The sequence below is a fragment of the Yersinia sp. 22-579 genome, from assembly GCF_030433455.1.
Taxonomy (GTDB): Bacteria; Pseudomonadota; Gammaproteobacteria; order Enterobacterales; family Enterobacteriaceae; genus Yersinia; species Yersinia enterocolitica.
Map to the genome: position 1 here is coordinate 219535 of NZ_JAUJTZ010000001.1, position 26727 is coordinate 246261.

A 26727-nucleotide genomic window follows, 5' to 3' on the forward strand; every position below is an offset into this window, starting at 1 on the left:
CAAAGCGAAATGCGGGTCGAAGGGATTTATCTGGATTAGTTGAAACTTAACCGCCTTATTTATCGATATGCTGACTTTATTATCGATGTGGTTAATATTTGAGCAATCTACCTCTTTAGTAGAATAATTCAATAAATCTAAACTATGGAAAAATAGTTTCCCCTTCATGTTGCACAAATGTAATAACCATATATTAATTTTAATGCTTATTCCTGTGTATAAATAATTAACATTACTATGGTTTCCTCCTGTGATAGCTAACGTTGATGAAACGATTAAAGCTTAATTTATCATTAGGTTACATTTTTTATTTTAGCGATTTTTATCGAGAAGTAGCCGATACATATTATTTTGATTACTAATGTTTGTAAATTAAATGAAAAATTTAATTGTACAGTTTTAACATTATCTACTTATATTTAAGTAGTCTCAATCAGCTAGCTGTTCGAGATCACATTAAAAAAACAAGATAAACACATATTGCGCTGATTTCTTTGCTGTTATTAACCACACCAGAAACAAGCTTAAACCCTCGGAATTGAGGTGTTTATTTACCCTCCGGCGTCCGACTTATCTGGCCCCCCGATAAGTTCTTACGTGGAGATAGTGACTTGCTTGATTTTTGAGGTTATCCATGGCGAATTCAGCGGTTGGCGCAATTGATATTATTTCGCGGCAAAACGGGGCATTGATTTCAGAGGTTGCGGGAAATCAGTCAGTCGTGGCGCTTAACGGGTTGAGCATCGTGCGAATTCATGGCACGGCAGACAGTGTCGCCAGCTATGAGCGTCAGGGCAATGATCTGATTTTGCACATGAAAGATGGCACCACAGTGCGATATCAGCACTTTTTCACCGCCGACGCTGAAGGAAATTATAGCGAATTGGTGTTTGATGATGGTGTCAATCCGCCGGTGCATGTCACTTTCCCAACCGCTGTGGGAGCCGCTGCTGGCGCTGATGCCATCCTGGTGCCGCAATTGACTGCCATTGATAGTGTCGCGGGACTGGCGCTGGGAGGAAGTGCCAGCTCGGCAGGGCTATTGGCGGGTGCATTAGGCTTTCTGGCGATTGCCGGCGGTATTGGCATTGCCGCATCACACAACAGCAATGGCAGTTCTGGCAGCGGTAATATCGATCCTCCTCCTGTTACTGGCGGCAATCCGCGCCCCGCACCGACATTGACAGTCAACCCATTGACTGGCGATAACCGCCTCAATGGTAGCGAAGTAAATTCCAATCAAACCTTAAGCGGTACAACAACGGGCGTTGCCGCCGGGCAGTTGGTGAATGTCACCATTAATGGCACCACCTATACGGCGAAAGTTCAAGCCGATGGTTCGTGGAGCGTTTTATTACCGGCCGGTGTGCTGCAAGGTTTACATGACGGTAGCTATCCGGTGGTGGTGACGGTGGCCAATGGTAGCGGCCAGACAGCGCAGCAAACTGTCACGCTGGTGGTTGATACTACCGCGCCAACATTGACTCTCTCTCCCGTCGCCGGTGATGGCATTATCAACGCAGCTGAAGCCAAAGCGACAGTTGTTATTGGCGGGACATCATCAGCCATTGGCGCAACCGTCACCGTGGTATTTAACGGGAAAACCTATACCGGCACGGTACAAAGTGATGGGCGCTGGAGTGTGGATGTTCCAGCCAGCGCGTTGGTTGGGTTAAAAGACGGTTCACAGTCGATATCGGCCACAGTGAGCAACAGTGCCGGTAACAGCGCCAGTGCCAGCGGAAGTGTGATGATTGATGCTGATCCTCTTAACTTCCCAGCATTATTCGTCAACTCATTTGCCAGCGACAATCATTTGAATGGTGCTGAGCAGAAAGTCAGCCAGACATTGAGTGGCGCAACCACCCATGTTGAAGCTGGCAGATTAGTGCTTATCACGCTGAATAATAAGACTTATAGCGCGACGGTTGGGGCGGATGGCAAATGGAGTACTCAGATACCGCCAGCTGATTTGGCGATGCTCGCCAATGGGTCTGCCACTGTCCATGTTGAAGTCACCAATGCTGCGGGCAATCCGGCTAGCAAAGATAGCGTTTTCACTGTCGATAATACTCAAGGCGGTTTAGGGATCAACCCGGTCTCCGGCGATAACCTGATCAATGCCAATGAAGCGCAGACTGATCTCACCGTCACCGGTACATCGGCAGGGCTGGCGGTGAATACGGCAGTGAAGGTCACATTAAATGGTGTCACTTATAACGGCACTGTGGATGCCAATGGCAACTGGAGTGTGCTAATCCCGAAAGGAGATTTAGGTAAACTGACCGATGGCCCGATCACCTTAACGGTGGAAGCCGCCGGGTTACCAGACGCCACCTTGCCACTGGGGATTTATATCAATAATTTGCCAGCGGCGACATTCAGCACGCCTTTTGGTGATGGAAATCTCAATGGTACCGAGGCGAAGATCGACCAAACACTCCAGGGTTCAACGGGGGTGAATGGGGCGGGTCAGACGGTGACGGTGAGCTTTAATGGCGTGACGTATCACCCGGTGGTGGCGCTGGATGGCAGTTGGTCGCTGGTTTTCCCTTCCGCTATCTTACAGATGCTGGGGCAAGGTAATACTCCGCTGCTGGTGACCGTCAGTGATATAGCAGGTAATAGCAAAAGTCAGCTACTGACAGTGAATGTAGATACTCAGGCCCCGACACTGACGGTCAATCCCGTTGCGGGTGACGGCACCATTAATGCCATTGAAGCTGCCGCGCCGATAACCCTCAGTGGTCGTAGTTCTGAGATTGGCGCGACAGTCGTCATTACTTACGAAGGGAAAACTTATCAGGCAATTGTCCAGACCGACGGTTCCTGGCATGTCGATATCCCTGCTGGTGCATTAACGGGGATTGCTGATGGCAGCCACCCGTTAACGGCGACGGTAATGGATGCGGCGGGTAACATCACCAACGTCACCTCGAATGTGACGTTAGACGCCAATCCGGTCAATCTGCCCACCTTATCTATCAATACCTTTGCGGGTAACAATATTCTCGATGCTGCCGAACAGCGCGTTGATCAAATAGTCAGTGGTACCACCACCCAAGTAGAGTCAGGCCGTGTGGTCACTATCTTGCTGAACGGTAAAACCTACCAGGCCACGGTGGGTGCTGATGGGAGCTGGAGTGTCAAAGTCAGTGCCGCTGATCTGGCTCTGCTGGTCAATGGCAATGCCAGCATCACCGCAACCGTCGCGGATGCCAGCGGCAATAGCACCACTGAAACTCATAATATTACTGTTAATGATAAGTTGACCGGGCTGGGTATCAATCCGGTGACGGGCGACAACCTGATTAATGCGGCTGAAGCAGCGGCAGGCGTGACGGTCAGCGGCACATCATTCAATGTGAATGCCGGGCAAACAATCACCCTGACATTAAATGGTAAAATCTATACTGCGCAGGTGGGGGCGGATGGGCGCTGGAGTGCCCAGATTCCAGCGGCTGATCTGGCTCAACTCGCGGATGGCAGCGCGGTATTAACCGCCAGTACCACCGATGCTGGCGGCAATCCGATTAACAGCTCGGCAAATTTGGGCATTTATACCCATACGCTACCTACCGCCAGCCTGGCTCCACCTTTTGGCGACGGCACACTCAACAGTACGGAAGCGGCACTCGGTCAGACATTAACCGGCAGCACCGGTGTGACTGGCAATGGTCAGAAGGTGAGTGTGACCCTTGGTGGGGTGACCTATGCCGCCACGGTTGCCGCAGACGGCAGTTGGTCATTACAACTCCCAGCCAATGCATTGCAAGGATTGGGGCAAGGCAACCAGTCGCTGGCGATTACTGCCAGTGATGCGGCCGGTAACAGCAATACACTCAACACTCAATTCAAAGTGGATACTCAAGCCCCCACGTTAACTGTTGCTCCGATTGCAACAGATAACATTATCAATGGCACAGAGGCCGCCGCCAGCATCACTGTTCGGGGTACCAGCTCGGAAATCGGTGCCATTGTGAAAGTGAGTATCGGCGGGCAACTCTACTCCGGCGCGGTGCAGCCTGATGGTAGCTGGAGTGTCACTATTCCGGCCGGTGCGCTGTCATCGCTGGGTGATGGGCGTTATGTCGTGAGCACGCAAGTTCAGGATGCGGCCGGTAACAGCACCACCGTGACACAAGATGTCATGCTGGATGCCGATCCACGTAATTTCCCGACACTGTCTATTAATGCCTTTGCGGATAACAATATCCTGGATGGTGCTGAACAGAAAGTGAGTCAGACCGTCAGTGGCAGTACCACCGGCATTGAGGCCGGGCGAACGATTACGATATCCCTTAATGGGAAAACCTACAGCGCAACTGTGGATTCTGCCGGTAAATGGAGTACAACCATTCCCGCCGGTGATTTGGCATTACTGACCAATGGTACGACCAATATTACCGCGACAGTCAGTGATGTGAATGGCAATGCCGCCAATGGTAGCCACACTATTATTGTCAACAATACTCAAAGCGGGATTGGTATCAGCCCACTGACTGGTGACAACCTGATCAACGCGCAGGAAGCGGCGGCAGGTATCACGGTGAACGGCACCTCCAGTAATTTGAATGCCAACCAGACCATTACGGTGACGCTAAATGGCAAAACCTACACTACCACTACCGGATCGAATGGGAATTGGAGTCTGGCATTGCCCGCCGGTGATTTGGCCTTGTTGGCCGATGGCAAAACCACACTGACTGCTACCGCGACGGATAGCGCCGGGAACACGGTATCCACCAGCAGCGAACTTGGGGTTTATATCCATAGTCTGCCGGCGGTTGTGACCAACCTCCCCTTTGGTGATGGCACCCTCAACCAAACCGAGGCCGGTATCAGCCAAAGCTTAAATGGCACCACCGGTGTGACGGGCGCAGGGCAGTCGGTGACGGTGACTGTCGGGGGCAAAACCTATCAGGCCGCGGTGGGTAATGACGGCCAGTGGTCATTAACATTGCCACCGAGCGTGTTGCAAGGGCTGGCACAGGGCGGGCAGTCAATTAAGGTGCAAGTTACCGATGCTGCGGGGAATACCAATAGCGCCACCACCGCCATTTCGGTTGATACGTTGCCGCCTGAATTATCGGTGGGGAAAATTGCCGTTGATGGCGTCATAAATGCCACTGAAGCGGCAGCCAACATCCCGGTATTTGGTACTTCTAATGAAGTGGGCGCTTTAGTTAATGTGGTGATAAATGGCCAAACTTACAGCACCAAAGTGAGCAATAGCGGCAGTTGGAGTGTCGATATCCCGGCTAATACCCTCAACTTGTTGGCCGATGGCAGCTATCCCATCACCATTTCAATTCAGGATAGTGCTGGCAATACCACTACCGTGACTGAGAATATCAAGCTGGTCACCCAGTCGGTTCCGAACCCAACACTGACTACGCCGTTTGCTGATGGTTATCTCAATGCCACAGAAGTCACCTCCAGCCAAACATTAAGCGGTAGCACCGGCGTGAGTGGCGCGGGGCAACAGGTGGTGGTGACAGTGGGCGGGGTGGTCCATACGCTGGTGGCGGATAGTCAGGGTAACTGGCAATTAACCCTGCAACCGTCGGAATTGCAAAATCTGCCCAATGGCAATCTGGTGATTTCAGTTACCGCGACCGACAGTGCAGGCAATAGCAACAGTTACACTGGTAGCGCGACGGTGGATAAAATTGCCCCCGCGCTGGTGGTTAACCCTATCAGTAATGACAATATCATCAATGCCATTGAGGCCCTGAGTACCGTCAATATCACGGGTAATGCGCCGCAATCTGAGGCGGGGCGAACAGTGTCGGTGCAGCTAAACGGGGTGACTTACAGCAGTTTGGTTCAACCGGATGGCACCTGGAGTATTCCGCTGAGTAACAGCGTGCTGCAAGGGCTGGCGGATGGTAACTATCCGGTGCGGGTGACTATCAGTGATAGCGCCGGTAACCAAACCACAGTCGACCGCACGCTAACCATCGATGCCTCGCCGGTTAATCTCCCAACGGTCACGATTAGCAGCGTCTCGGGTGATAACTTCATTAGTCGTGTTGAGTCCACCAAAGATGTGTTGATCAATGGGGTGTCCAGCCATGTAGAGGCTGGGCGCACCGTCAGTGTGATGCTCAATGGCAAAACCTACAGCGGCACGGTGCAAAGTGACGGCAACTGGCAAGTGACGGTTCCGGCCGCCGATGTCAGTAAGTTACCGGAAGGGGCCTTAACTGCGCAGGCGACCGTGACCGATGTGGCGGGGAACCCGGCGAGTGATACTCATCAGGTCACAGTCATTGCCTCTCTGGCAGACCAACCTGTCTTGACAGTCTCCACGGTCACCAGTGATGACATCATCAATTATCAGGAAAGCCAGTCAGCACTGACCATCAGTGGCAATAGTCAGCGAGTACAAGCAGGGCAAACCGTGACCGTTAGTTTACACAGCAAGAATTATCAAGGCGTGGTTCAGGCTGATGGCAGTTGGAGTGTGTCGGTTCCGGCGGGTGATGTACAGGCGCTGCCACAAGGCAATAATGTCATCAATGCCACCGTTAATGATGTGGCGCAAAACCCTGCCAGCTCGACCCATAATGTCACAGTCGATACTCAGGCTCCGCTACTGACTGTTGATGTACAAACCAATCTCGACAATGTATTGAATCTGGCCGATGCCTTGCTGGGGCTAGTGGTGAAGGGCACTTGCGCCGGTGAGTCCGGACTCACCGTCACCGTGACGCTAAATGGTCATAATTATAAGACGCAGGTACAAAGTGATGGCAGTTGGCGCCTGACCATACCTTCCGCTGATCTGTTGCTGTTAGGGGATGGCCCATTAGCGGGTGGCGTGAAGGTCAGTGTGACCGATGCCGCCGGTAATGAAAGCCACGATATTACTAACCTCAATGTGGCCATCAATGCTCTGCCGACACTGACTTTAGCGCCGCTGTTTGGCGATAACGTATTAAGTGTCGGTGAGATAAGTGCCAATGCCACTCTGACCGGCAGCTGTAGCAACTTAGCGGTCGGTACTGCGGTGGTGGTGTCAATTAATGGTAAAAATTATAGCGGCAGTGTGACTTCGAATGGTGTCTGGTCGGTCAATATCAGTGCCGCAGCTCTGCAAAGCTTGAACGACGGTATGACCAAAGTGACGGTGAGTGCCACGGATGCGGATTCGGGTAACAAAGCCTCGGCTAGCGCCGATCTGGATATCTTAATTCATAATGTGCCGAACATTACCCTGCCAGCATTGCCGTTTGGTGATGGTTATCTGAACAAGTTAGAGGCCGCCGCCAGCCAAATTCTGACTGGCAATACCGGAGCGACCGGCAGCGGGCAGACCATTACCTTGAAAATTGATGGGGTGACCTATCCTGCCACGGTGGCCTTGGATGGTACCTGGATCTGTGCGCTACCGGCGGGGGCATTAAATGGTTTAACTGATGGCTCGCACACTATTTCCATCACCGTGACTGACCGGGTAGGTAACAGTGATACCGAGTCAGTGACCTTCAATTCTGCATTGAACATTAGCCCTGCACCGACCTTTGACGCCGGGCCAATTATTGGTGGCATTCTCAATGCGGCTGAAGCGGCGGCGGGCGGGCAATTAACCGGCAACACCGGGATTGTCGGCGATAAGTTGCAACAGGTCACCGTGACCATCAATGGCACCGGTTATGCGGCGACGGTGACCGCAGACGGAAAATGGACATTAACCTTGTCACCCGATGTACTGCAAGCCTTACCCGAGGGGACCTGGGATGTTACGGTCACCGCCAAAGATGCCGCCGGTAATAGCGGTTCACTGACCAGTCAGGTTGAAGTGCTGACTCACAATTTACCCCATCCGACACTGGTATTACCGTTTGGTGATGGGGTGCTCAATCATGCTGAGGCATTGCTGGGTCAGACATTGAGTGGTAGCACCGGCGTAACCGGCGTCGGTCAACAAGTGGCTATCTCAATAGATGGCAAATTGGTACAAACCATTACGGCAAACACTGATGGCAGTTGGTCATTACCGCTACTGACCGGATTACTCGCCGGGCTGGCAAATGGGCCACATACCATTGGGATAAAAGTCACGGACCGTGGTGGTAATGAAGTCACTATTTCACCCGAGATTACATTTACCTCACAACAGCAGGTGCCAACGCCATCTATCGATACGCTTTCCTTCGGTGCCAGTATCAATATTGCCGAAGCCGCACTGGCGACCACTATCAGCGGTAAAACCGGGATAACCGGCAATAATCAAAATGTGCAGTTGAAGATTGATGTGGGGGGTATCAGCTATAGCGGAGTGGTCGATGCTAACACCGGTAACTGGACGGTGACTATTCCCGCCGGATCCTTAAATGGCCTGACCAATGGGCAGCATCAAATTAATGTCACTGTGACTGACTCCGCCGGTAACAGCAGCAGCCAGTCAGCCAATTTTGACAGCTTCCTGACACTGCCCGCACCCACCATTAGCACCCCTCTGTTTGGTGCGACCTTGAATCTGGCTGAGGCCGGAACCGATCAATTACTGACCGGCACCACCGGCCTGCTTAACACGGTGCAAACCGTGAAAGTGACAATAAATGGAGTGGTGTATAACGCCAATGTCAATATCGCCACCGGAGCGTGGGACGTCACTGTACCGACGGCTGATTTAAAACAGATCCCTGATGGCGCACAGCAACCGATCAGAGTGGATGTCACTGATGGCGGCGGTAATAGCGGCAGCAATTCACTCAATATCGGCGTCGTGACCCATAACTTACCGACCGTCACCGTCGATGCGCCGTTATTTGGCGCGGAGCTGGACTTTGCTGAAAGCAAAATCCCCCAACTGTTGAGTGGCTCCACCACTAATATAGCGCAGGGAAGTCTGGTCAATATTAGCTTCGGTACCCTCAATCTCACCGCAATTGTGGGGGCAGATGGTAAATGGAGCGCGCTGGTAAACAGTGCTCAATTGGGCACTTTGAGCGGCTCTGCTGCCATCAGCGCCACGGTGACCGACAGCGCTGGTAACGAGGGCCATACCACTAATCCAATCAATGTTAACGTTAATCTCAGCCCACCAGCGGTAGTGCTGACCATTAATCCCATCGCCACTGACAATATTATCAATGCTACTGATGATCCCTTGAATATAACTATTAGCGGTAAGGTCACGGGGGCGGGAGCATTGGGCGGCACAGTGCTAGTGAATATTAATGGTATTCCACTGATTGCCCCGATTGTTTTCGGCGCAGATGGTAACTGGTCGGTGACATTACCGAAGCTCAGCTTCCCCGATGGCAATTATCAGATAACGGCCAGCGTAGTGGGGGGCACAGCCTCTGAACAGGTCGGATTGCTGGTTGACCGTTCGCCGCCGACCTTGACGCTTTCGCCTTTTGCCGACAATAACATCCTGGATGCTCTTGAATCCAAATCGCCACAGTTAGTGAGTGGTGTGGCTTCAACCGATGATATTGGGCGCACCGTGACCGTGACGCTAAACGGTAAAAACTATTCGGCCCTGATTGGGGCGCAGGGTCAGTGGAGTGTCAGCATCCCAACCGCTGATCTACAGGTGCTGGCGCAAGGCTCTCATACTCTGAAAGTGACACTGACTGATCTGGCGGGTAATCCTGCCGAGAAAACGGCCACCATCGTCGTTGATACTATCCCGGCGCTTATCACACTGGATGTCGCGGCACCGATTCTTAACAGTAATGTACTTGGCTCAATACTCTCCGGCACCGCTTTGGGGGCGGAGGGTAAAACCTTAACCCTCACCTTGGGCAGCACCATACTCACCACTGTTGTCGGTAATGATGGTAAATGGAGCATTACTGTTTTGCCGGGCAATTTGAGCGGAATTGTGGATGGCCCGCTGGTGGCGGGATTGAGTGTGACCGATACCGCCGGTAACCCTAGCAGCAGTAATGTCACGGTGAATGTGGCGCTCAATCCGGCATTGGCACTGACAGTCGACCCGCTGTTCAATGGCGGCTATCTCAATGCTATCGGTGCGTTGGTCGATCAAACCTTGTCCGGCACCGTATTGAATGCCGGTTTGGGGGCCAAAGTGAAGGTCACCATTAATGGGCACGAACAGATTGCTGAGGTGGGGGCTAATGGTAAATGGACACTGACTCTCCCCGCTGGCGATTTAAGTCAATTGGCAGATGGCGCGTTAACACTGAACATCAGCGTAACCGATGCTAATAACAACGTGGTGCAGCTCCTTCCCGCACCGGTGCTCAATGTGTTGACGCATAACTTACCGACCTTCGGCGCGCTGGACCCACTGTTTGGTGGCGATGGCATCCTGAATGGTGTGGAGTCTGCACTGACTCAGACGCTGGGTGGGGTGATTAATAATGTCGCCGCGGGGGCGACAGTGACTGTCACCATCGGCACTCAAGTGTTGACCACCCAAGTACAGGCTGGTGGGGTGTGGCATGTTGATTTGCTGCCTTCACTATTAGGTGGATTACAGGATGGCAGCTTGCAAGTGGGCATTTCGGTGAAAGATGTCGCCGGGAATATCGTCAATACCCAAGTGGGGATTACGGTGTTAACCCACGATCTACCACTGGTCACCCTGAACCCTATCTTTGGTGATGGTATCCTGAATGCGGCTGATTTGCTGTTAAATCAGACTATTAGCGGAACAGTTAACAATATGCCAGCAGGCGCGGAAGTCACCATCAAGCTGGGTACGGCGCTGCTAAAAGCCATTATCGGTGCTGATGGCTCATTCACTGTGCCGGTTGATAGCCTGACATTGAATGGATTGCTGGCTGGTTCACTCAATGTCACCGCCTCGGTGACCGACTCTGCGGGGAATACCAATACAGCAACCCGCCCATTGCTGGTGGATGTCACCCTGCCGGTCATTTCGCTGAATCCTGTTTTTGACGACGGTAAGCTCAGCCTGGCGGATACCGCCATTGCGCAAATCATCGGCGGTACGGTCAGCGGGGTGGAGGCGGGGACTCAGGTGAAAGTTACGCTAGGGGGGAAAACCTTCTTTGGCACCACCACGGCAAACGGCAGTTTCACCATTGCGGTTCAACCAACGGATTTAACCGCATTATTGAATGGCAATCTGACCGTAGGAGTGTCGGTGACCGATTCCGCCGGTAACACTGGAACAACCTCCGGCAGCGTCAATGTCATTATTAATAATGTGCCTAAGTTGATTTTAAATCCGATTTTTGGCGACGGGCTATTGAGTATTGACGATAGCAAAGCGACGCAAATCATCAGCGGGACGGTGGTTAATGGCACTGTGGGGGCGCAGGTGCTGGTGCAAGTTGGCAGCAATCAACTGACAGCAATCGTCGGCACGGGTGGTGGCTGGAGTGTTCAGGTTCCGAGCAATATATTGAACGGATTGTTGGATGGTAGCCAAACCATCAGCGCATCCTTGGTGGACAGTGCCGGAAATGCCACCAGCGACAATGGATTGGTCAATGTGTTGATTCATGCCCAGCCGACACTGTCTGTTAATCCTATTTTTGGTGATGGCATCCTCAGTGTGGCGGATTTGCTGGTAGCGCAAACTATCAGCGGCACCACCACCAATGTGGCGCTGGGAACTCAAATCAATGTGGTTCTCAATGGCAAACCCTACACCGCGACGGTGGGGGCGGGGGGCAATTGGAGTGTGCTTATCCAGCCGGTGGATTTAAAAACGCTGGTGACCGATGGCCCACTGACAGTGAATGTTTCGCTGCAAGATGCAGTGGGCAACCAGGCCAACACTTCTGGCGCGTTGAGTGTCATCGCCAATGCGCTGCCAACCCTGTCACTGGACCCTGTTTTTGGTGACGGTCTGCTCAATGCTGCTGATGCACTGTTAACCCAAACCATCAGCGGTCACAGTACCTCTGCTGCCGGAGCCAATGTGACGGTGAAAGTGGGTAATCTCACCTTGAATACCATCGTCAAAGCCGATGGTAGTTGGAGCATTGCGGTGCCGCCATCGGCGCTGGCAGGCCTGCTGGATGGCAGCTTTACCGCCAGCGCCAACCTGACCAATGCCGCCGGACACAGTGCCAGCGCTACAGCACCGGTCACGGTTGGCATAAGTTTGCCGACCTTAACACTGAACCCATTCTTTGCTTCAGATAGCTATCTCAGTGGGGCTGAATCGACCACGGCCCAAGTGATTTCTGGCACCAGCACCCACGCCGCTGGCTCGCAAATCACCGTGACTGTGGGTGGTGCGGTCTTGACTGGCATTATTGGTAGTGATGGCCACTGGAGTGTGCCGATTACGCCTTCGGCCTTGACCGGTTTGTTAGACGGTTCCGCTAAAATTGGTGTGTCAGTCACTGATGCCGTGGGCAACCATGTCGCTGTTAACACTGATTTTACTGTGAAAACTCATGCGTTACCTTTGCTAGGGGTGGATGCATTGGGTAATGTCGGCAACTTACTGCAACTGCCAACCAATGGCCTGATTGTTTCTGGTTCCAGCTTAAATGTGCTGGCCAATACCAAAGTTAAAGTGACGCTACTGGGTCAAACCTTAGAAGGCACCGTCGACAGTAGTGGTCACTGGAGTGTGCAGTTCTTTGGCTCTTTCCTCAAAGCGCTGAATGTTGTCAGCATCTTAACCACCCCGGTAGCGGTATCGGTCACCGATGAAGCTGGTAACTACAAAGCCATATCGGTTGGCCTGCTCTCCGGCTCTGGTATCCAATTGTTGTCAGCCGATCATGATATTCAGGCCACCAGCATGATGGTTACCCATGACACGGATACCTCTCATTTAGTCGAACCACTGGCACAACCTATCGACAGCATTCTGACCACCACGGTGACGGAGGGCGGCTATACCATCGGTGGTGTTACGCTGAATCTGGCTGATGGCGTAGTGATGTCCGGCGAGGCGCTTACTGGCAGCAGTGGTGCCGATGTTTTCACTGTTAACTCGTTGAACTTCAACCATATAGATGGTGGCTTGGGCATGGATACCTTGCTGCTGGGTGGGGTGAATCAAACATTGGATCTGACCCATTTAGGCCTGAAGGTGGAGCATATCGAAATCATTGATTTAGGTCAGAGCGGCAGCAACAGTATCCGGCTTGATTTACAGGATGCGCTCACGCTAACCGACAAGCCAGAGGATGATTTGTTGATTAAGGGCGCACAAGGCGGACAAGTCACGCTCAGTAATACCCCGGATGGGGTGTGGAGCAGCGTGGGTCAACGCAGCATTGATGGACAGGCATTCGATGTCTATCACAACTCATCGCTAGACAGCAGTAACACATTGGGAGATGTGTTGATTCAGCACGGTTTGCAGGTGCATTTGGTGTGAAATCACCGGCTCGGATAAGAGCAAAAAGACCATAAAAATGATCGGCACAGGAGTATGTCGGCGATGAAAAAAACAACTGGGTATTTTGCTAGCCGGAGTCTCTCCGGCGCATGGTGGATGATAACGGTGTTATCGGTGATGGGGCCGCCTTCAGTACAGGCGGCTGACTCTACGACGGCACCGGCTTTTAACTGGCAAGCTGCGCCGAGCGAAGAGCAACTGGCAGAGCTGAGTTTGCGCGAGGCTATCTTGCGTGCTTTCGCCCGTAATCCACAGATTGCACAGGCGGCGGCGCAGATAAGAGTGGGAAAAGGGGATTTAGAGGTTGCCGAAAGTGGTTGGTATCCACAGATTTCTTTGCAAGGAACCACGGGGAAATCACATCAAACTGACTCAGCGGGCAGCTTGAATAGTAATGCGTCAGCCGGAATCCAACTGAGCCAATTGCTGTATGACTTTGGCAAAACCGGCGGCAGTATCGATGAGCAGGCCTCTTTGTCGGAGGCCTATCGCTATGACCTGTTCAACACCATGACTGCGGTGGGGCTGAGTACGGTTCAGGCTTATTTACAAGTCAAACGCTATCAGGCGTTAAGTGTGGTGGCGCGTAACAATATTGCCTCTCTGGAGAAAGTCAAACAAACCGCCCAACTGAGAGCTGATGCTGGCCTCAGTTCGCAATCTGATGTGCTGCAAGCTGAAACCCGCATCGCCGGTATGGTGGCGACGCTGGAACAATATCGGGCGCAGCAACGTTCGGCTCAGGCGCAACTCACGGTGCTGACTGGCGTGGTGTCCGATAACCTGCCGGATCTGCCCAAAGATCTGCTCAAACAAAAAGTCACTCTGAATGCCATTCCTTATGACGCCAGCAGCGCGGTGCGCAGTGCCGAGGCCAAACAACAGGCCGCGATGCAGCGGGTGCGGCAAAGTCAGGCGCAGCACTGGCCCACCTTAAAAATCCAGGCGGGTAGAACACGTTACGAAAATGAATCACGCTCTTATTGGGATGATCAGGTGCAACTGGCGGTTGAAGCGCCGGTTTATCAAGGGGGAGCGGTCAGTGCCAAAGTCAGGGCTGCTGAGGGTATGCGCGCTGCGGCGCAAGCTGAAGTGGAAAAAGCCAAGCTGGATGTGAATCAAAAAGCAGCCACGGCTTATGCCGACATGATTGGTGCCATACAGCGCCAACAGGCAGGCGAGCAGCAACTGCAAAGTGCCGTGCACACCCGCAGTGTCTATCAGGATGAATATAAGTTAAGCAAACGCAGCCTGAATGACTTGCTGAGTGTGGAGCAGGATGTGTTACAAGCCGACTCGATGCGGCTGATGGCGCTGTATGACGGCTGGGACGCCACTGCGCGCTATGCCTCCGCCGTCGATAATTTGGTGGATATGTTGGGAATTGACCGGGTTGCTCAGAGTGGTGAAAGGTTACCCACTCTCTAATACCCGTCATTCTTCAAGCCGCATGTGCGTTGGCTGCCTTCGCGCACCCCAGTCACTTACTTATGTAAGTTCCAGGGGATTTACTCAGTTGCCGCCTTCCTGCAACTCGAATTATTTAGGGTATGACAGGCCGCTTTACCGCCGGAAAAATTATAGCCCACAAGGCAGGGGTAACATGACAATGCAATCTACGCCAACAGAGGTCTGGATAACAGCAATGGCGAGAGTGGCCAGCCGTTATGGTAAACCCGCTGATATGAACTTTTTGGCCCAGCAAATGCGCTGGTTTGAGCAATTAAGTGGCTTACGTCAATTGGAACGACTCAGTGGTTTGCTGGGCTTGCAGACCAACGTGATGCCGCTGAAAAAAGTCCGCTGGCGCAATGAATTACTGCCGGTATTACTGGAGTTAGAACCCGGCAGTGTGGCGGTGTTGGAACACATCAATGACGACGGGTTGGTGAGCTATTGGCTCAGTGATGGCGGCGATGTGGTACGTGAAACCAGCCTGGAAGAGTTAGTGGCGCGCAGCCAGGGGCGGGTGGTCATGGTCGGGGTTGCCAACCGTGGTCGCGATAGCCGCATTGATGAATTTATCAGGCCTTACCAGCAGCACTGGTTCTGGCAGAATTTTCGCGGTGCCGGGCGCAAAATTGCGGAAATCTCACTCGCTTCGGTGCTGGGTAATGTGCTGGCGCTGGGTGGGATCCTGTTTTCAATGCAGGTTTATGATCGGGTGATCCCGGCGCAATCCTACGCCACATTATGGGTCCTGTTTTTTGGTGTTTTGCTCGCCGCATTTATGGAATATATCATCCGGCTGACTCGCACTCAGATCTCTGATTTGATGGGTAAAAAAATCGACCTTAATGTGTCGTCGATGCTATTTGTGCGGGCGATGGCCATCAAGAATGAAGCACGCCCTAAATCGACGGGATCCTTTATTTCCCAGTTGCGTGAAATCGATCAGGTGCGTGAACTGCTGACTTCCACCACGGTAGGGGCGGCGGCAGATATGCCGTTTGTCCTGCTGTTTCTGGCGATCATGGCCTTTATCGGTGGCCCGCTGGTGGTCATTCCGCTTTTAGCTATTCCACTCATTGTTATCCCCGGTTTATTGATTCAATTCCCGATGGCGAAACTGGCGAAAGAGGGCATGCGGGAAGGAGCACTGCGCAATGCCATTTTGGTCGAAACCATTGAAGGTATTGAAGATATTAAAGCTTTACAGGCCGAACCTTATTTCCAGCGCCAATGGGAGCAAACCCACGAGGTGAGTGCTGCTGTCGGGATGAAACAGCGGCTATGGGGAGCGCGCCTGACCGGGTGGGCATCGACTGTATCGCAATTAACTTATGCCGGAATGTTGGTTTTTGGCACTTATCTGGTACTGGCTGGTGAGATAACCACCGGTACGTTGGTCGCCAGCAGCTTGCTCTCTTCCAGAACTATCGCGCCATTAATGCAACTGACCATGGTTTTCTCGCGCTGGCAGCATGCAAAAAGTGCCATGACCGGCCTGAATGAACTGCTTAAAAAACCGTTAGATCGCCCCGAGGAGGGGGAGTTGGCGCATTGCCCAATACTGAACGGTCACTACCAATTGCGTAATGTGCAGTACACCTATGATGAGGAAAAAGGGCAAAACGTGGTTGCCATCGCTGCACTGGAAATCAAGCCGGGGGAGAAAGTGGCGATTCTGGGCAAGGTGGGGGCAGGTAAATCCACCTTACTGAAATTATTGGCCGGTCAGGCCAGTGCCACACAGGGCAAAGTAGTGATTGATGGCGTGGATATCAAACGCATTGAACCAGCTGATTTACGCCGCCAGCTGGGATTTTTATCGCAGGACTCCCGCCTATTCTTTGGCTCACTTCGGCAAAACCTGATGCTGGGGCACCCGCATGCCACGGAGCAGGAGATGATACAGGCGCTGCGGATCAGTGGTGCGATAGCGATGGTGCAACAGGATGCAGCCTGTCTTGACCGGATTATTAATGAAGGTGGGCAGGGGTTATCGGGTGGACAGCGCCAAATGGTATTGCTGAGCCGCATGATTCTACGTAATCCACAAGTTGTCTTGATGGATGAACCCACTGCGTCAATGGATGAGTATTTGGAAGATTATGTCATTCGTCAGATGCATGCCTGGTTAGATGGCCGCATGTTGGTGTTGGTGACTCATCGACCAGCGTTATTAAAGTTGGTAGATCGCATCATTGTTATGGATAACGGGCGGGTGGTGGCCGATGGCCCACGCGACCATATCCTCAATTCAATGGCGAATAAATCGCAACAAGGTGCTGCCTAACAGGAGTGAGCCATGAGCAGTCTAAGCCTGCAACAAGAGAGGGCGCATCAGGAGCGGCGCATGTCAGCCATTGTTTGGCTGATGTTGGTTGGGATGATTGTGATGTTCATTTGGGCTTATTTCGCCATTCTCGATGAGGTCACGGTGGGCACTGGGAAAGTCACACCATCCAGCCGCGCGCAGTTAATAGAAAGCCTTGATGGCGGCATTATCAATGAGTTATTGGTACATGAAGGGGCCATCATTAATAAAGGACAAATTCTGGCTCGCCTCGATCCAACCCGTTTTCAATCTAATTATGGTGAGGCTGCCGCCCGCGTGCGGACATTGCGCGCGTCATCGGAACGCCTACGGGCCGAGCTAACGGGAGCCGCATTGGCTTTCAGTGCGGACACTTTAAAAGAACCGGAGTTGGTAGCACGGGAAACGCAATTTTATCTTTCACGGCGGCAGAACCTCAATGAAACCGTGAGCAATTTACAGCAATCCCTGAAACTGGTGCAGCAAGAGTTGCGGATGACTGAGCCGCTGGTGGCTAAAGGGGCGGCCAGTCAGGTGGAGGTGATTCGGTTACAACGCCAGATAAGTGACTTGCGCGGTAAAATTGATGAAGCACGCAACCTGTATGCCGTTAGAGCCAGAGAAGAGCAGGTCAAGAATAATGCAGATTTAGACGCACAGTTGCAGGTGGTTTCCGGTAAGCAAGACCAGCTTACGCGAACCACGCTTATTTCACCGGTGCGTGGGATCGTTAAAGATATTCAGGTTTCAACAGTTGGCGGCGTGTTACAGCCCGGTGGCAAACTGATGGAAATCGTCCCCATCGAAGAGCAACTGCTGATCGAAACGCGTATCAACCCGCGCGATATTGCTTACATCCGGCCAGGGTTACCGGCGACAGTCAAAATAACCGCTTATGATTCATCCATCTACGGCAATCTGACCGGGGTCGTGGAAACCGTGTCACCGGACACATTGCAGGATGAGGTCAAACGAGATCAGTTTTACTATCGCATTTATGTTCGCACTAATCGGGCTGATCTGACTAATAAGGCTGGCAAATTATTCCCAATATTACCGGGCATGGTGGCCAGCGTAGAAATTAAAACCGGGCAAAAAACAGTTTTGGATTATCTGATAAAACCGCTGAATAAAGTGAAGGAATCATTGAGAGAGCGTTAATATTATTACCGCATTTTTTGCCCCTATTTGTGCCGGGGATGGGCCAAATAGGGCATTTATCTGCAGAAAAATATGAATTAAAACCAATAAATAGTCGGGTAATAGTTAAGCTATCTGGCTATTTATTATTCTTAACAACTTAAGCTATTCGTGCTTAAATAAAAACATGAAACTATATCTCTTGGCTATCATTTCATTTTGTAAATATACCCGCCATTATAAATATACTGAATTATATATATTGCAGGCAATAAAAAAGCCGGTCAAAGACCGGCCGTAACACTAACGAATTATCTGGCCGCTGGGGCCACAATGAAGGAAATAGTAAAATAATGATGATAGCGCGATTATTATAGTTCCTGATTTGCAGATGTCACTTGTCAATTTGTGCTGTTTTAGTGTTTTCATAAATATTTGTTTTATATGGATAATTAATTTATTTTGATTATGAGTGCTATATTTGTCGTGTTTTTAAATTCTGTGAAAGTTCGCTGGTATTTACATTTTGAAATGCTTTTTGGAGTTATGAAACATTATCCGAGACTTCGTAGCATTTTCTGTATAGATTAATCCGAATCTTATTACCACAATAGCGTAACCCTATTGGGATTATATGCTCGCAAGAGCAGTGGCATAGTTAGACCTAATAATTAGAGGATAATAACGATGAAACTTCGAGTTCTTTCCCTGCTGGTTCCCGCCTTATTAGTTGCCGGTAGTGCAGGCGCGGCTGAAATTTACAACAAAGACGGCAACAAACTGGACTTGTACGGCAAAGTTGATGGTCTGCATTATTTTTCTGACGACAATAGTAAAGATGGCGACCAGTCTTACATGCGTTTTGGCCTGAAAGGCGAAACACAAATCAATGATCAACTGACTGGTTACGGCCAGTGGGAATATCAGGCAAATTTAAATAAAGCAGAAGACCAAGACCAAGGTAACTTTACCCGTATTGGCTTTGCCGGTTTGAGATTTGCTGACTACGGTTCTTTCGATTACGGTCGTAACTACGGTGTGCTGTACGACGTAACTTCTTGGACTGACGTGCTGCCAGAGTTCGGTGGTGATACTTACGGTGCGGACAACTTCATGTCGCAACGTGCTAACGGTTTGGCGACTTACCGTAACACCAACTTCTTTGGTCTGGTGGATGGTCTGAACTTTGCTCTGCAATATCAGGGTAAAAATGGCGGCCCTGAAGAAACCAACAATGGCCGTGATGTGCAAGGCCAGAATGGTGACGGTTACGGTATGTCCGTATCTTATGATCTGGGCTGGGGTGTGAGTGCCGCTGCTGCAATGAGCAGTTCTAAACGTACCGATGACCAAAATAACCTGGCATTTGGTCATGGTGACCGTGCTGATGCCTATTCTGGCGGTTTGAAATACGATGCGAACAATGTTTATCTGGCTGCAACTTATGCCCAGACTTACAACCTGACTCGCTTCGGTAACTTCAAAAATGATGACTCCGGTTTTGCCAACAAAGCGCAAAACATCGAGTTAGTGGCTCAGTATCAGTTTGATTTCGGCCTGCGCCCATCCGTGGCTTACCTGCAATCTAAAGGTAAAGACCTTGGCAACGGCTATGGTGACCAGGATCTGCTGAAATATGTTGATGTCGGTGCGACTTACTACTTCAACAAAAACATGTCCACCTATGTTGATTACAAAATCAACCTGTTGGATGAAAACACCTTTACTAAAAATGCCGGTATCAATACTGATGATATCGTAGCGGTTGGTTTGGTTTACCAGTTCTAATCCTGCTGACAGGATAGGTTCTGATAAAACGCGGTCACTTGGCCGCGTTTTTTGTGCCTGCTAATTGGCTAGCGGTCAATTTTATTGGGGATTTTGGTTGCGGGCATCATCGCATAACGCGGGTGTATTTTTAACCATTTTGACTTTTTTTGACCAGTTTTGGCGTGAAGTTTAACCAAACGAACTAAATTCCAATTTTTTTTGAATGAAACACTAGACATATCATCACGCTATAGATGATAATCCCGCTCATTGGAAGGATGGCCGAGTGGTTTAAGGCAACGGTCTTGAAAACCGTCGACTGTAACAGGTCCTAGAGTTCGAATCTCTATCCTTCCGCCAAATTACGCCGGCATAGCTCAGTTGGTAGAGCAACTGACTTGTAATCAGTAGGTCCCGAGTTCGACTCTTGGTGCCGGCACCAATTAAAAGCCCGTTATCTGCATAAGATAACGGGCTTTTTGCTTTCCGACAAATTTGCATGGCGGCAGGATTTCTCTCTGCCGCTGCTGGTGTCAGCTATTCTTGGCTAATTGAGCGACCAACCGATTGACACCATCACTCATATTGGTGAACTTAGTCAGTTGCGTACGGGTGACCACCACGAAAACCCCAATATTCTTCTCCGGGATCATCGCCATATAAGTAATAAACCCGCCACCGCCGCCCGTTTTTTGCATGATACCCGGCAGTTCGGCATTAGGTGCCATGTAGACCCAACCTAGCCCCAGTGCATCAGCTTGACCAGCAACATCCATACCTTTTAATGAAACCAAATCGCGCCGTTGGAAATACAGTGCTTGCTCGCGTTTAGCGGTACTTTTGCGCGCGCTGTTATTGGAAGCCAGGAATTGCTGCATCCAGCGCTGCATATCTTCTGGTGTTGAATAAACCCCGCCGCTGCCCGCCGCAGCAATGGTGTTTTCACAGCGACTGCTACCCACGCCGACCATCAAACGGCTACATTGTTCAGCCGTTGGGGTGAGGGTGGTGTTACGCATGCCCAGCGGTGCGGTGATTTTATCGCGCAGCAGACTGGTATAAGGCTTTCCGGAAGCGCGAGAGAGCGCATCGGCCAGCAAATCGTAAGCTAAATTGGAATAAGCCGCTTTGACGCCGGGTGGCACTGTGACCTTAGCCAGTTTCAGCCATTGCCAGCGGTTATCTTTGGTCGGCCAGGTAAATACCGGCCTTTTTTGTGGGCCGCCGGGCTGTTCGCGCGGTAGACCGCTGGTATGGCTGGACAGATTGAGCAGAGTAATCGGCTGTTTAGCATTATAAGCCGGGACTCGGGCACCTTTAGGCGCCCATTTCTGCAAAGGATCAGTCAGTTTTACCGTGCCGTCCTCGGCCAGTTTGACCATCACTTCACTGGTCATCAGCTTGGTAATAGAGGCAATGCGGATCAATGAGTCAGGCCGTGGGCGCAGATTGTTACCGGGTTTGGTTTCGCCAAAACTACGGTTGACCACCTGATTGTTATCAATAACCACTAGCGCCATCCCCATAGCCCCGCTGTTATAGAAGATATGTTCGGCATATTGATCAACAACTTGTGATGTCAAAAGCTCGGTGTTGGCATAGCTGTGTAATGGCATGGCGAACAGAGCTGCGGCCAGTAGCGGAGGGGAGAAATGTTTCAGCAATCTTTTATCCATGTGCAAAAAGCAAAATAAGTGTTCGTAGGCTTATAGTAATCGGATATTGGTATAAAACCTGCTGAAATTTGCGGGTAAGTGAATAATTTACACTGTGGAAAAGCGGTGTCGGGAGTGGCGAGGAAACCAAACCGCAACGCAGTCGGGCCGCTGCGGTTTGGGGTGACAATCTTATTCCATTAGCTTTCAGTGACCGGCTTAGGTATCACATTCGATGATTCTTTCATGCCAAGAGGGTTGTTCCCCCAGCACTGCTCATACTTCCAGCCGGTGAGTTCTTCCGCCACTGCTCTGGCATGAGCCGGGATATCGGCCATAGCACCGCCACTTTTAATCCGATCAATCTCTTCCAGCAGGATCTTGTGATTCTTGCGGTCCAGTTTCATCTGCGTGGTGTAATAAATAGCGACCAGGGCCAGTGAGACAACGCCAATGGCAAAGACACCGACAATGGCTTGCACCGCCACTTCTGGCTGGCTCGATTGCCCGGAGACAAAGCCGAAGCGGCTTAATGTCCAGCCCATAGCGAAGACGATAATCGAACGCACCATCTTACCGGCAAACGTCATGGCTCCAGCATAGATCCCTTCACGGCGGCGGCCAGTCAGCACTTCGTCTACATCCGCCAGGAAGGTATAAACCGTCCAGGGAATGTAGTAGATACCGCCAGTACTTAAACCGAAAACAGCAGTGATGCAGAACAGCACAATCACGGTGGTGGCCTGAGACCAGCCCGTGAAGTAGAGTGCCGCATAGGCAATCACACTCACAATCACGACGTGCAGAGCAATACGGAACGGGCGCGCAAAGCCCATTTTGACGCAAATACCGATAAAGATAGCGGTAGAAATCAACTGCATGATTGAACTGAAGCTATTGAGTTGAGAAACCAGCGCGGCATCCTGACCTAAGCCAAAAATAATAAAGTAGGTGAATGCAGATGCGAACAGCCATTCAGCACCAAAGCCGAACAAATACATACCCAGATGTTTGCGGAAAATGCGCAGATGGAAAGTTGAGGCCATATCAATACAGAGTTTTTTCAAGGCCTGACCTAAACTGCTGGTAGTTTCCCTGACGACTTCGCTGGCCGGGCGCTCCCAGGATGAACTGTAAAGCCAGATCATGGCGCAGCACATAATCAAACCATAAGCGATACCGGTATAGAGGAAAGGTGTTGCCGAATCTTTGCCATAGATAGCAATAAACTGGCCGGGGATAAAGGCTGCCAGGAAGTTGGCAACTTTGCCGAAAATGGCTTTAGAACCGGTCAGTTTCGAGCGTTTGGCGAAGTCGGTTGTCATCTCGGTGGCCAGTGTTTCATAAGGCACCATGATGGAAGTGTAAATCAGTTCAAACAATGCGTAGGTCAGCAGGTAATACCAGAAACCAAACCCGCTCATCCAAAGCATTGGATAGACCAATACCAGTGGAATACCTAACAAGATAAAGAAGCGACGGCGGCCAAACAGGCGGCCCAGTCGAGTATTGTAAAAGTTATCAGTGATATAACCCATTACCGGGTTGCTGATTGCATCGAGAATACTGGCGATTGAAAAGATAGTGGCTGCTTCGACGACAGAAAGGCCGCAAAAAGTAGTGTAGAAATACATCAACCAGGCACCGCTGATTGCCAGCGCCCCACTCCCCAGTAAGTTGGCGCTCCCATACGCCAGTGTGTGTCTTGTTGTAATCGTTTTACTCATTTTTACCGCCACCTCAAATTAAAACAATGTTTCATTAATAATGGATAATCGTTTTCTTTATAAGGGTACGGCGTTTTTAAAAATGAGTGATTGATCACGAAAAAGGGTTTTGTGGCCTGAAACGGCGCGTATTACAGTAAAAGTTGATATGAATCAAATTAGCGGTGGGTGGGAATATTCGGTAAAAAACAAAATATCCATAAGAATACGAATGAGTGATAATGCACGCTTGCGTCAATCATGACCGTGATAGGTGTGGCAAGATTTTAATCAGTCGCCTGAAATATCATTATCAGCATTAAGATTTGTGGCTCGCTGTGCTCAGATATCAATATTGGGCATGTGGGGCGGTTACGGGCATGGCCCATGAATATTTCTGGCTGCAACAGTGGCTGGCAGTGAAGGATGTAAAATGGCGAAGAAAAACCCTTATTATGATGCCAGTAAGCCACACCACACCGAGTTTGGTTTTCAAAATCTGGAGCCAGTCGTCCACCATCCGCAAGATTTGAAACGCTGGCGTGAGGAACGAAAGCGCCTGTCATTGCCTAAGCCTCCGCAACAAGGGTATGAGCAGTTTGTTGCGGACTGGTGGCAACGGGCAGATTTTAGCGGTCAACAAGATGCATTATGGTGGCTGGGCCATGCTTCGTTATTATTGCGCGTTAGCGGCAAAACTGTTCTGTTTGATCCGGTGCTTTCCAATCGGGCTTCACCGCTCAATTTTTACGGGCCAGCCCGCAGAACACCGGTACCGGCCAGCGTAAAGGCCTTGCCACATATTGATGTGGTGGTGATTTCCCATAATCATTATGACCATCTGGATGTCACGACCATCACCCAGTTATTGCGTCGATTCCCCGACGTGATATTTTTGGCTCCGCTGGGGCTGAAAAATTGGTTCCTGCATCACGGTGCTCGCCATGTTCACGAATTGGATTGGTGGGACACCCACCTCGCGGCTGAATTTGAGTTTCATTGTGTGCCCGCGCGCCATTGGAGCATGCGCACACCTTGGGATCGCAACCAAAGTTTGTGGTCAGGCTGGGTGGTTAAACGCAATGCAATTAATTTCTACTTCACCGGTGATACGGGGTATTGCCCGCAATTGCTGAGTATTGGTGAAAGATTGGGGCCATTTAACTATGCCGCTTTACCGATTGGCGCTTATGCCCCGCGCTGGTTTATGAATGCGCAGCATATGGACCCGCAGCAGTCGGTGCAGTTATTTAAGCAATTACAGCAGCCTACGACGGTGCCTATCCACTGGGGAGTGTTTGAGTTGGCTGATGAATCACTGGATGAGCCGCCGCAACAATTGAAGCTCGCATTAACCGAGGCAGGCGTTGCGGGAGATAATTTTGCACCGCTTAAAATTGGTGCGCGAATATTACTTGAATAGCGTTGTGTTTCAGCGGGTTAAAGGTCACCCGCTGAAACCAACAAAAGCACATGCTATTGAACTGGCGCGCTAGATTCTGAATTGGTTGACGGCACTGGTCAAATCAGCCGCCTGAGCTTGTAATGCTGCAGAGGCTGCGGTCGATTCCTGCACTAATGCGGCATTTTGTTGCACCATAGTATCTAATTGCGTCACCGCACTGTTGATCTCATGAATACCGCGCATTTGTTCATCTGCGGCGTTAGTGATTTCTGACATTATTGTCGTGACATCAGATACGCTGCTCACAATTTCAGTCATGGTATTACTCGCCTGGCGCACTTGACCAGAGCCAGAGGCGACACTGCTAACCGTCGAGTCAATCAGTGTTTTTATCTCTTTCGCCGCTTGCGCACTGCGTTGGGCTAAGGTGCGAACTTCCCCTGCGACTACCGCAAACCCACGGCCTTGCTCACCAGCCCGAGCCGCTTCCACCGCTGCGTTCAGTGCCAGAATATTGGTCTGGAAAGCAATACCATCGATAACACTGGTGATATCGCCGATTTTGCCCGAAGCAGCCTCAATAGATTCCATTGTAGTAATTACTTTAGCGATAACCTCGCCACCACGAGAAGCATCATTAGCCGCAGAAAGCACCGCTGTATTGGCTTGTCTTGCCGCACTGGCAGACTGTGCCACGGTTGCTGAGATTTGTTCTAATGCCGCCGAGGTTTGTTGCAAACTGGCGGCGGCTGATTCTGTTCGGCCCGACAAATCCTGATTACCCGCTGCAATTTCATTAGCGGCAATACTGACAGACTCGCTGGTATTGCGGATTTGTGCCATGACGCCGCTGAGCTTGTCAGCAAAATTATTGAATGAAAGGGCTATTTTGGCGACTTCATCGCGACCTTCGACCGGTAAGCGCTGAGTTAAGTCTTCGGTACCTGAACTGATGGCATCCATCGCTTGGTGTACATGTGTCAATGGCGTCAGCGCACGTTGCGTAATCAGACTAATAATGACTACAGCAATTAAGATAATGACGATCAGGGTGACTAAAGATGTCGTCAACAATGAGCGCATACCCGCAGTGGCATGGGCTTTGTCCAGGGCGACCACGGTAAACCACTGGGTACCAGGTACCGCTTGTGCGAGCAACAACTTAGTGCTGCCACCGATCTCTGCAGCGGTAGGGGAGGTTGCAGTTAGCAGCGTTTTAAGATCCAATGTTGGCGCTATCTCACTCAACGGCTTAAGGGTTAACTGTGAATCTGGGTGTGCGATAATGGTGCCATCCGCATCAATTAACATACCAAAGCTATCATCTGTTGGATGGATGGATTTCACGTTAGCAATCACGCTATCCATGGTGACATCAGCAGCTAACACGCCTTTCACACTGCCATCTTGAATAATAGGCAATGCAAAAGTCACAACTAATTGATTAGTCCCTGCATCAATATAAGGGGGAGTCACCACCGGGCTACCCGCTTTCACTGCTTGTAAATACCAAGGGCGCCCGGTGGGATCGTAGCCAGCAGGAATACCATCAGGATTAGAAAAAACGGCCGTCTTATTTGCGTAACCAATATAAACATTAATGAAGTTGCCTGCGGCAGCAACCTGGCGTAAGGCTGCAATAGGGTCCGCTGCCAGTGCGCTCTCTTTAAGAGACACGATCATTTGTGTCTTCATCGCTACCCAATCGGCAATTCCAACCCCATGACTGGCGGTGACCGCCTTCAAGGTGTTATCGATTGCGCTACTGTTATATTTGTTAGCAACGGAGTAGTTAAAGTAAGTATTAATGGCAAGGGAGCCCGCCACGATGATAACGCAGGCAGCCAAGATACGTGAACGAATGGAATCAAGCATAGAGCGTCCTAAATAAAGGGGAAGGCGTAATTCAAGTAACGGCTTGGCTGAGATAAACTTGAGCTGGGTCACAGTAACAAACTGTAATTAGTGCG

Annotated in this window: 9 protein-coding genes and 2 tRNA genes; 8 read left to right on the plus strand and 3 right to left on the minus strand. The window is 50.8% G+C overall.

Translation table 11 applies throughout. The features are described 5' to 3' along the window. Positions 1-634: 634 nt before the first annotated feature. The 7 genes from QSV56_RS01105 (at position 635) to QSV56_RS01135 (ending at position 20433) form a co-directional block, all read left to right on the plus strand. Complete coding sequence (locus QSV56_RS01105) at positions 635-13300, plus strand: Ig-like domain-containing protein (protein WP_301210299.1); 12666 nt, start codon at positions 635-637, stop codon at positions 13298-13300. 138 nt (positions 13301-13438) lie between these two features. Continuing rightward, entirely contained in the window at positions 13439-14749 is a 1311-nt protein-coding gene (locus QSV56_RS01110; protein WP_227747490.1) for a TolC family outer membrane protein, read from the plus strand. A gap of 175 nt (positions 14750-14924) precedes the next feature. Further along, complete coding sequence (locus tag QSV56_RS01115) at positions 14925-17060, plus strand: type I secretion system permease/ATPase (protein ID WP_050122500.1); 2136 nt, start codon at positions 14925-14927, stop codon at positions 17058-17060. Positions 17061-17072: 12 nt separating this feature from the next. After that, positions 17073-18242 carry an HlyD family efflux transporter periplasmic adaptor subunit gene (locus tag QSV56_RS01120; protein WP_026018275.1) on the plus strand — a complete coding sequence of 390 codons (1170 nt, stop codon included), beginning with the start codon at positions 17073-17075 and terminating at the stop codon, positions 18240-18242. A gap of 666 nt (positions 18243-18908) precedes the next feature. Then, positions 18909-20009, plus strand: coding sequence for a porin OmpC (locus QSV56_RS01125; RefSeq protein ID WP_301210303.1), 1101 nt, complete (start codon positions 18909-18911; stop codon positions 20007-20009). A 254-nt stretch (positions 20010-20263) separates the two neighbouring features. Beyond that, a tRNA-Ser gene (locus QSV56_RS01130) sits at positions 20264-20351 on the plus strand. Positions 20352-20357: 6 nt separating this feature from the next. Further along, positions 20358-20433: transfer RNA gene (locus tag QSV56_RS01135), tRNA-Thr, on the plus strand. Positions 20434-20524: 91 nt separating this feature from the next. Here QSV56_RS01135 and ampH read toward each other — a convergent pair. Together ampH and QSV56_RS01145 are read right to left on the minus strand one after the other, a co-directional pair. Continuing rightward, positions 20525-21667, minus strand: a complete 1143-nt coding sequence (gene ampH / locus QSV56_RS01140; RefSeq protein ID WP_005171542.1) for a D-alanyl-D-alanine-carboxypeptidase/endopeptidase AmpH — start codon at positions 21665-21667, stop codon at positions 20525-20527. 179 nt (positions 21668-21846) lie between these two features. Continuing rightward, positions 21847-23373 carry an MFS transporter gene (locus QSV56_RS01145; protein WP_301210308.1) on the minus strand — a complete coding sequence of 509 codons (1527 nt, stop codon included), beginning with the start codon at positions 23371-23373 and terminating at the stop codon, positions 21847-21849. Between the two features lie 412 nt (positions 23374-23785). Between QSV56_RS01145 and QSV56_RS01150 the strand changes: the two genes are divergently transcribed. Then, a complete protein-coding gene (locus QSV56_RS01150; protein ID WP_019082059.1) occupies positions 23786-24775 on the plus strand; it encodes an MBL fold metallo-hydrolase in 990 nt (329 codons plus the stop codon). 69 nt (positions 24776-24844) lie between these two features. Here the strand turns inward: QSV56_RS01150 and QSV56_RS01155 are convergent, their stop codons facing one another. Further along, complete coding sequence (locus QSV56_RS01155) at positions 24845-26632, minus strand: methyl-accepting chemotaxis protein (protein ID WP_019082060.1); 1788 nt, start codon at positions 26630-26632, stop codon at positions 24845-24847. Between the last annotated feature and the right edge of the window lie 95 nt (positions 26633-26727).

What these genes read in the sequence shown, in the direction of transcription:
- QSV56_RS01105 (WP_301210299.1), top strand. Translation starts at nt 635, where the DNA reads ATGGCGAATTCAGCGGTTGGCGCAATTGATATTATTTCGCGGCAAAAC.
- QSV56_RS01110 (WP_227747490.1), top strand. Translation starts at nt 13,439, where the DNA reads ATGGGGCCGCCTTCAGTACAGGCGGCTGACTCTACGACGGCACCGGCT.
- QSV56_RS01115 (WP_050122500.1), top strand. Translation starts at nt 14,925, where the DNA reads ATGACAATGCAATCTACGCCAACAGAGGTCTGGATAACAGCAATGGCG.
- QSV56_RS01120 (WP_026018275.1), top strand. Translation starts at nt 17,073, where the DNA reads ATGAGCAGTCTAAGCCTGCAACAAGAGAGGGCGCATCAGGAGCGGCGC.
- QSV56_RS01125 (WP_301210303.1), top strand. Translation starts at nt 18,909, where the DNA reads ATGAAACTTCGAGTTCTTTCCCTGCTGGTTCCCGCCTTATTAGTTGCC.
- ampH (WP_005171542.1), bottom strand. Translation starts at nt 21,667, where the DNA reads ATGGATAAAAGATTGCTGAAACATTTCTCCCCTCCGCTACTGGCCGCA.
- QSV56_RS01145 (WP_301210308.1), bottom strand. Translation starts at nt 23,373, where the DNA reads ATGAGTAAAACGATTACAACAAGACACACACTGGCGTATGGGAGCGCC.
- QSV56_RS01150 (WP_019082059.1), top strand. Translation starts at nt 23,786, where the DNA reads ATGGCGAAGAAAAACCCTTATTATGATGCCAGTAAGCCACACCACACC.
- QSV56_RS01155 (WP_019082060.1), bottom strand. Translation starts at nt 26,632, where the DNA reads ATGCTTGATTCCATTCGTTCACGTATCTTGGCTGCCTGCGTTATCATC.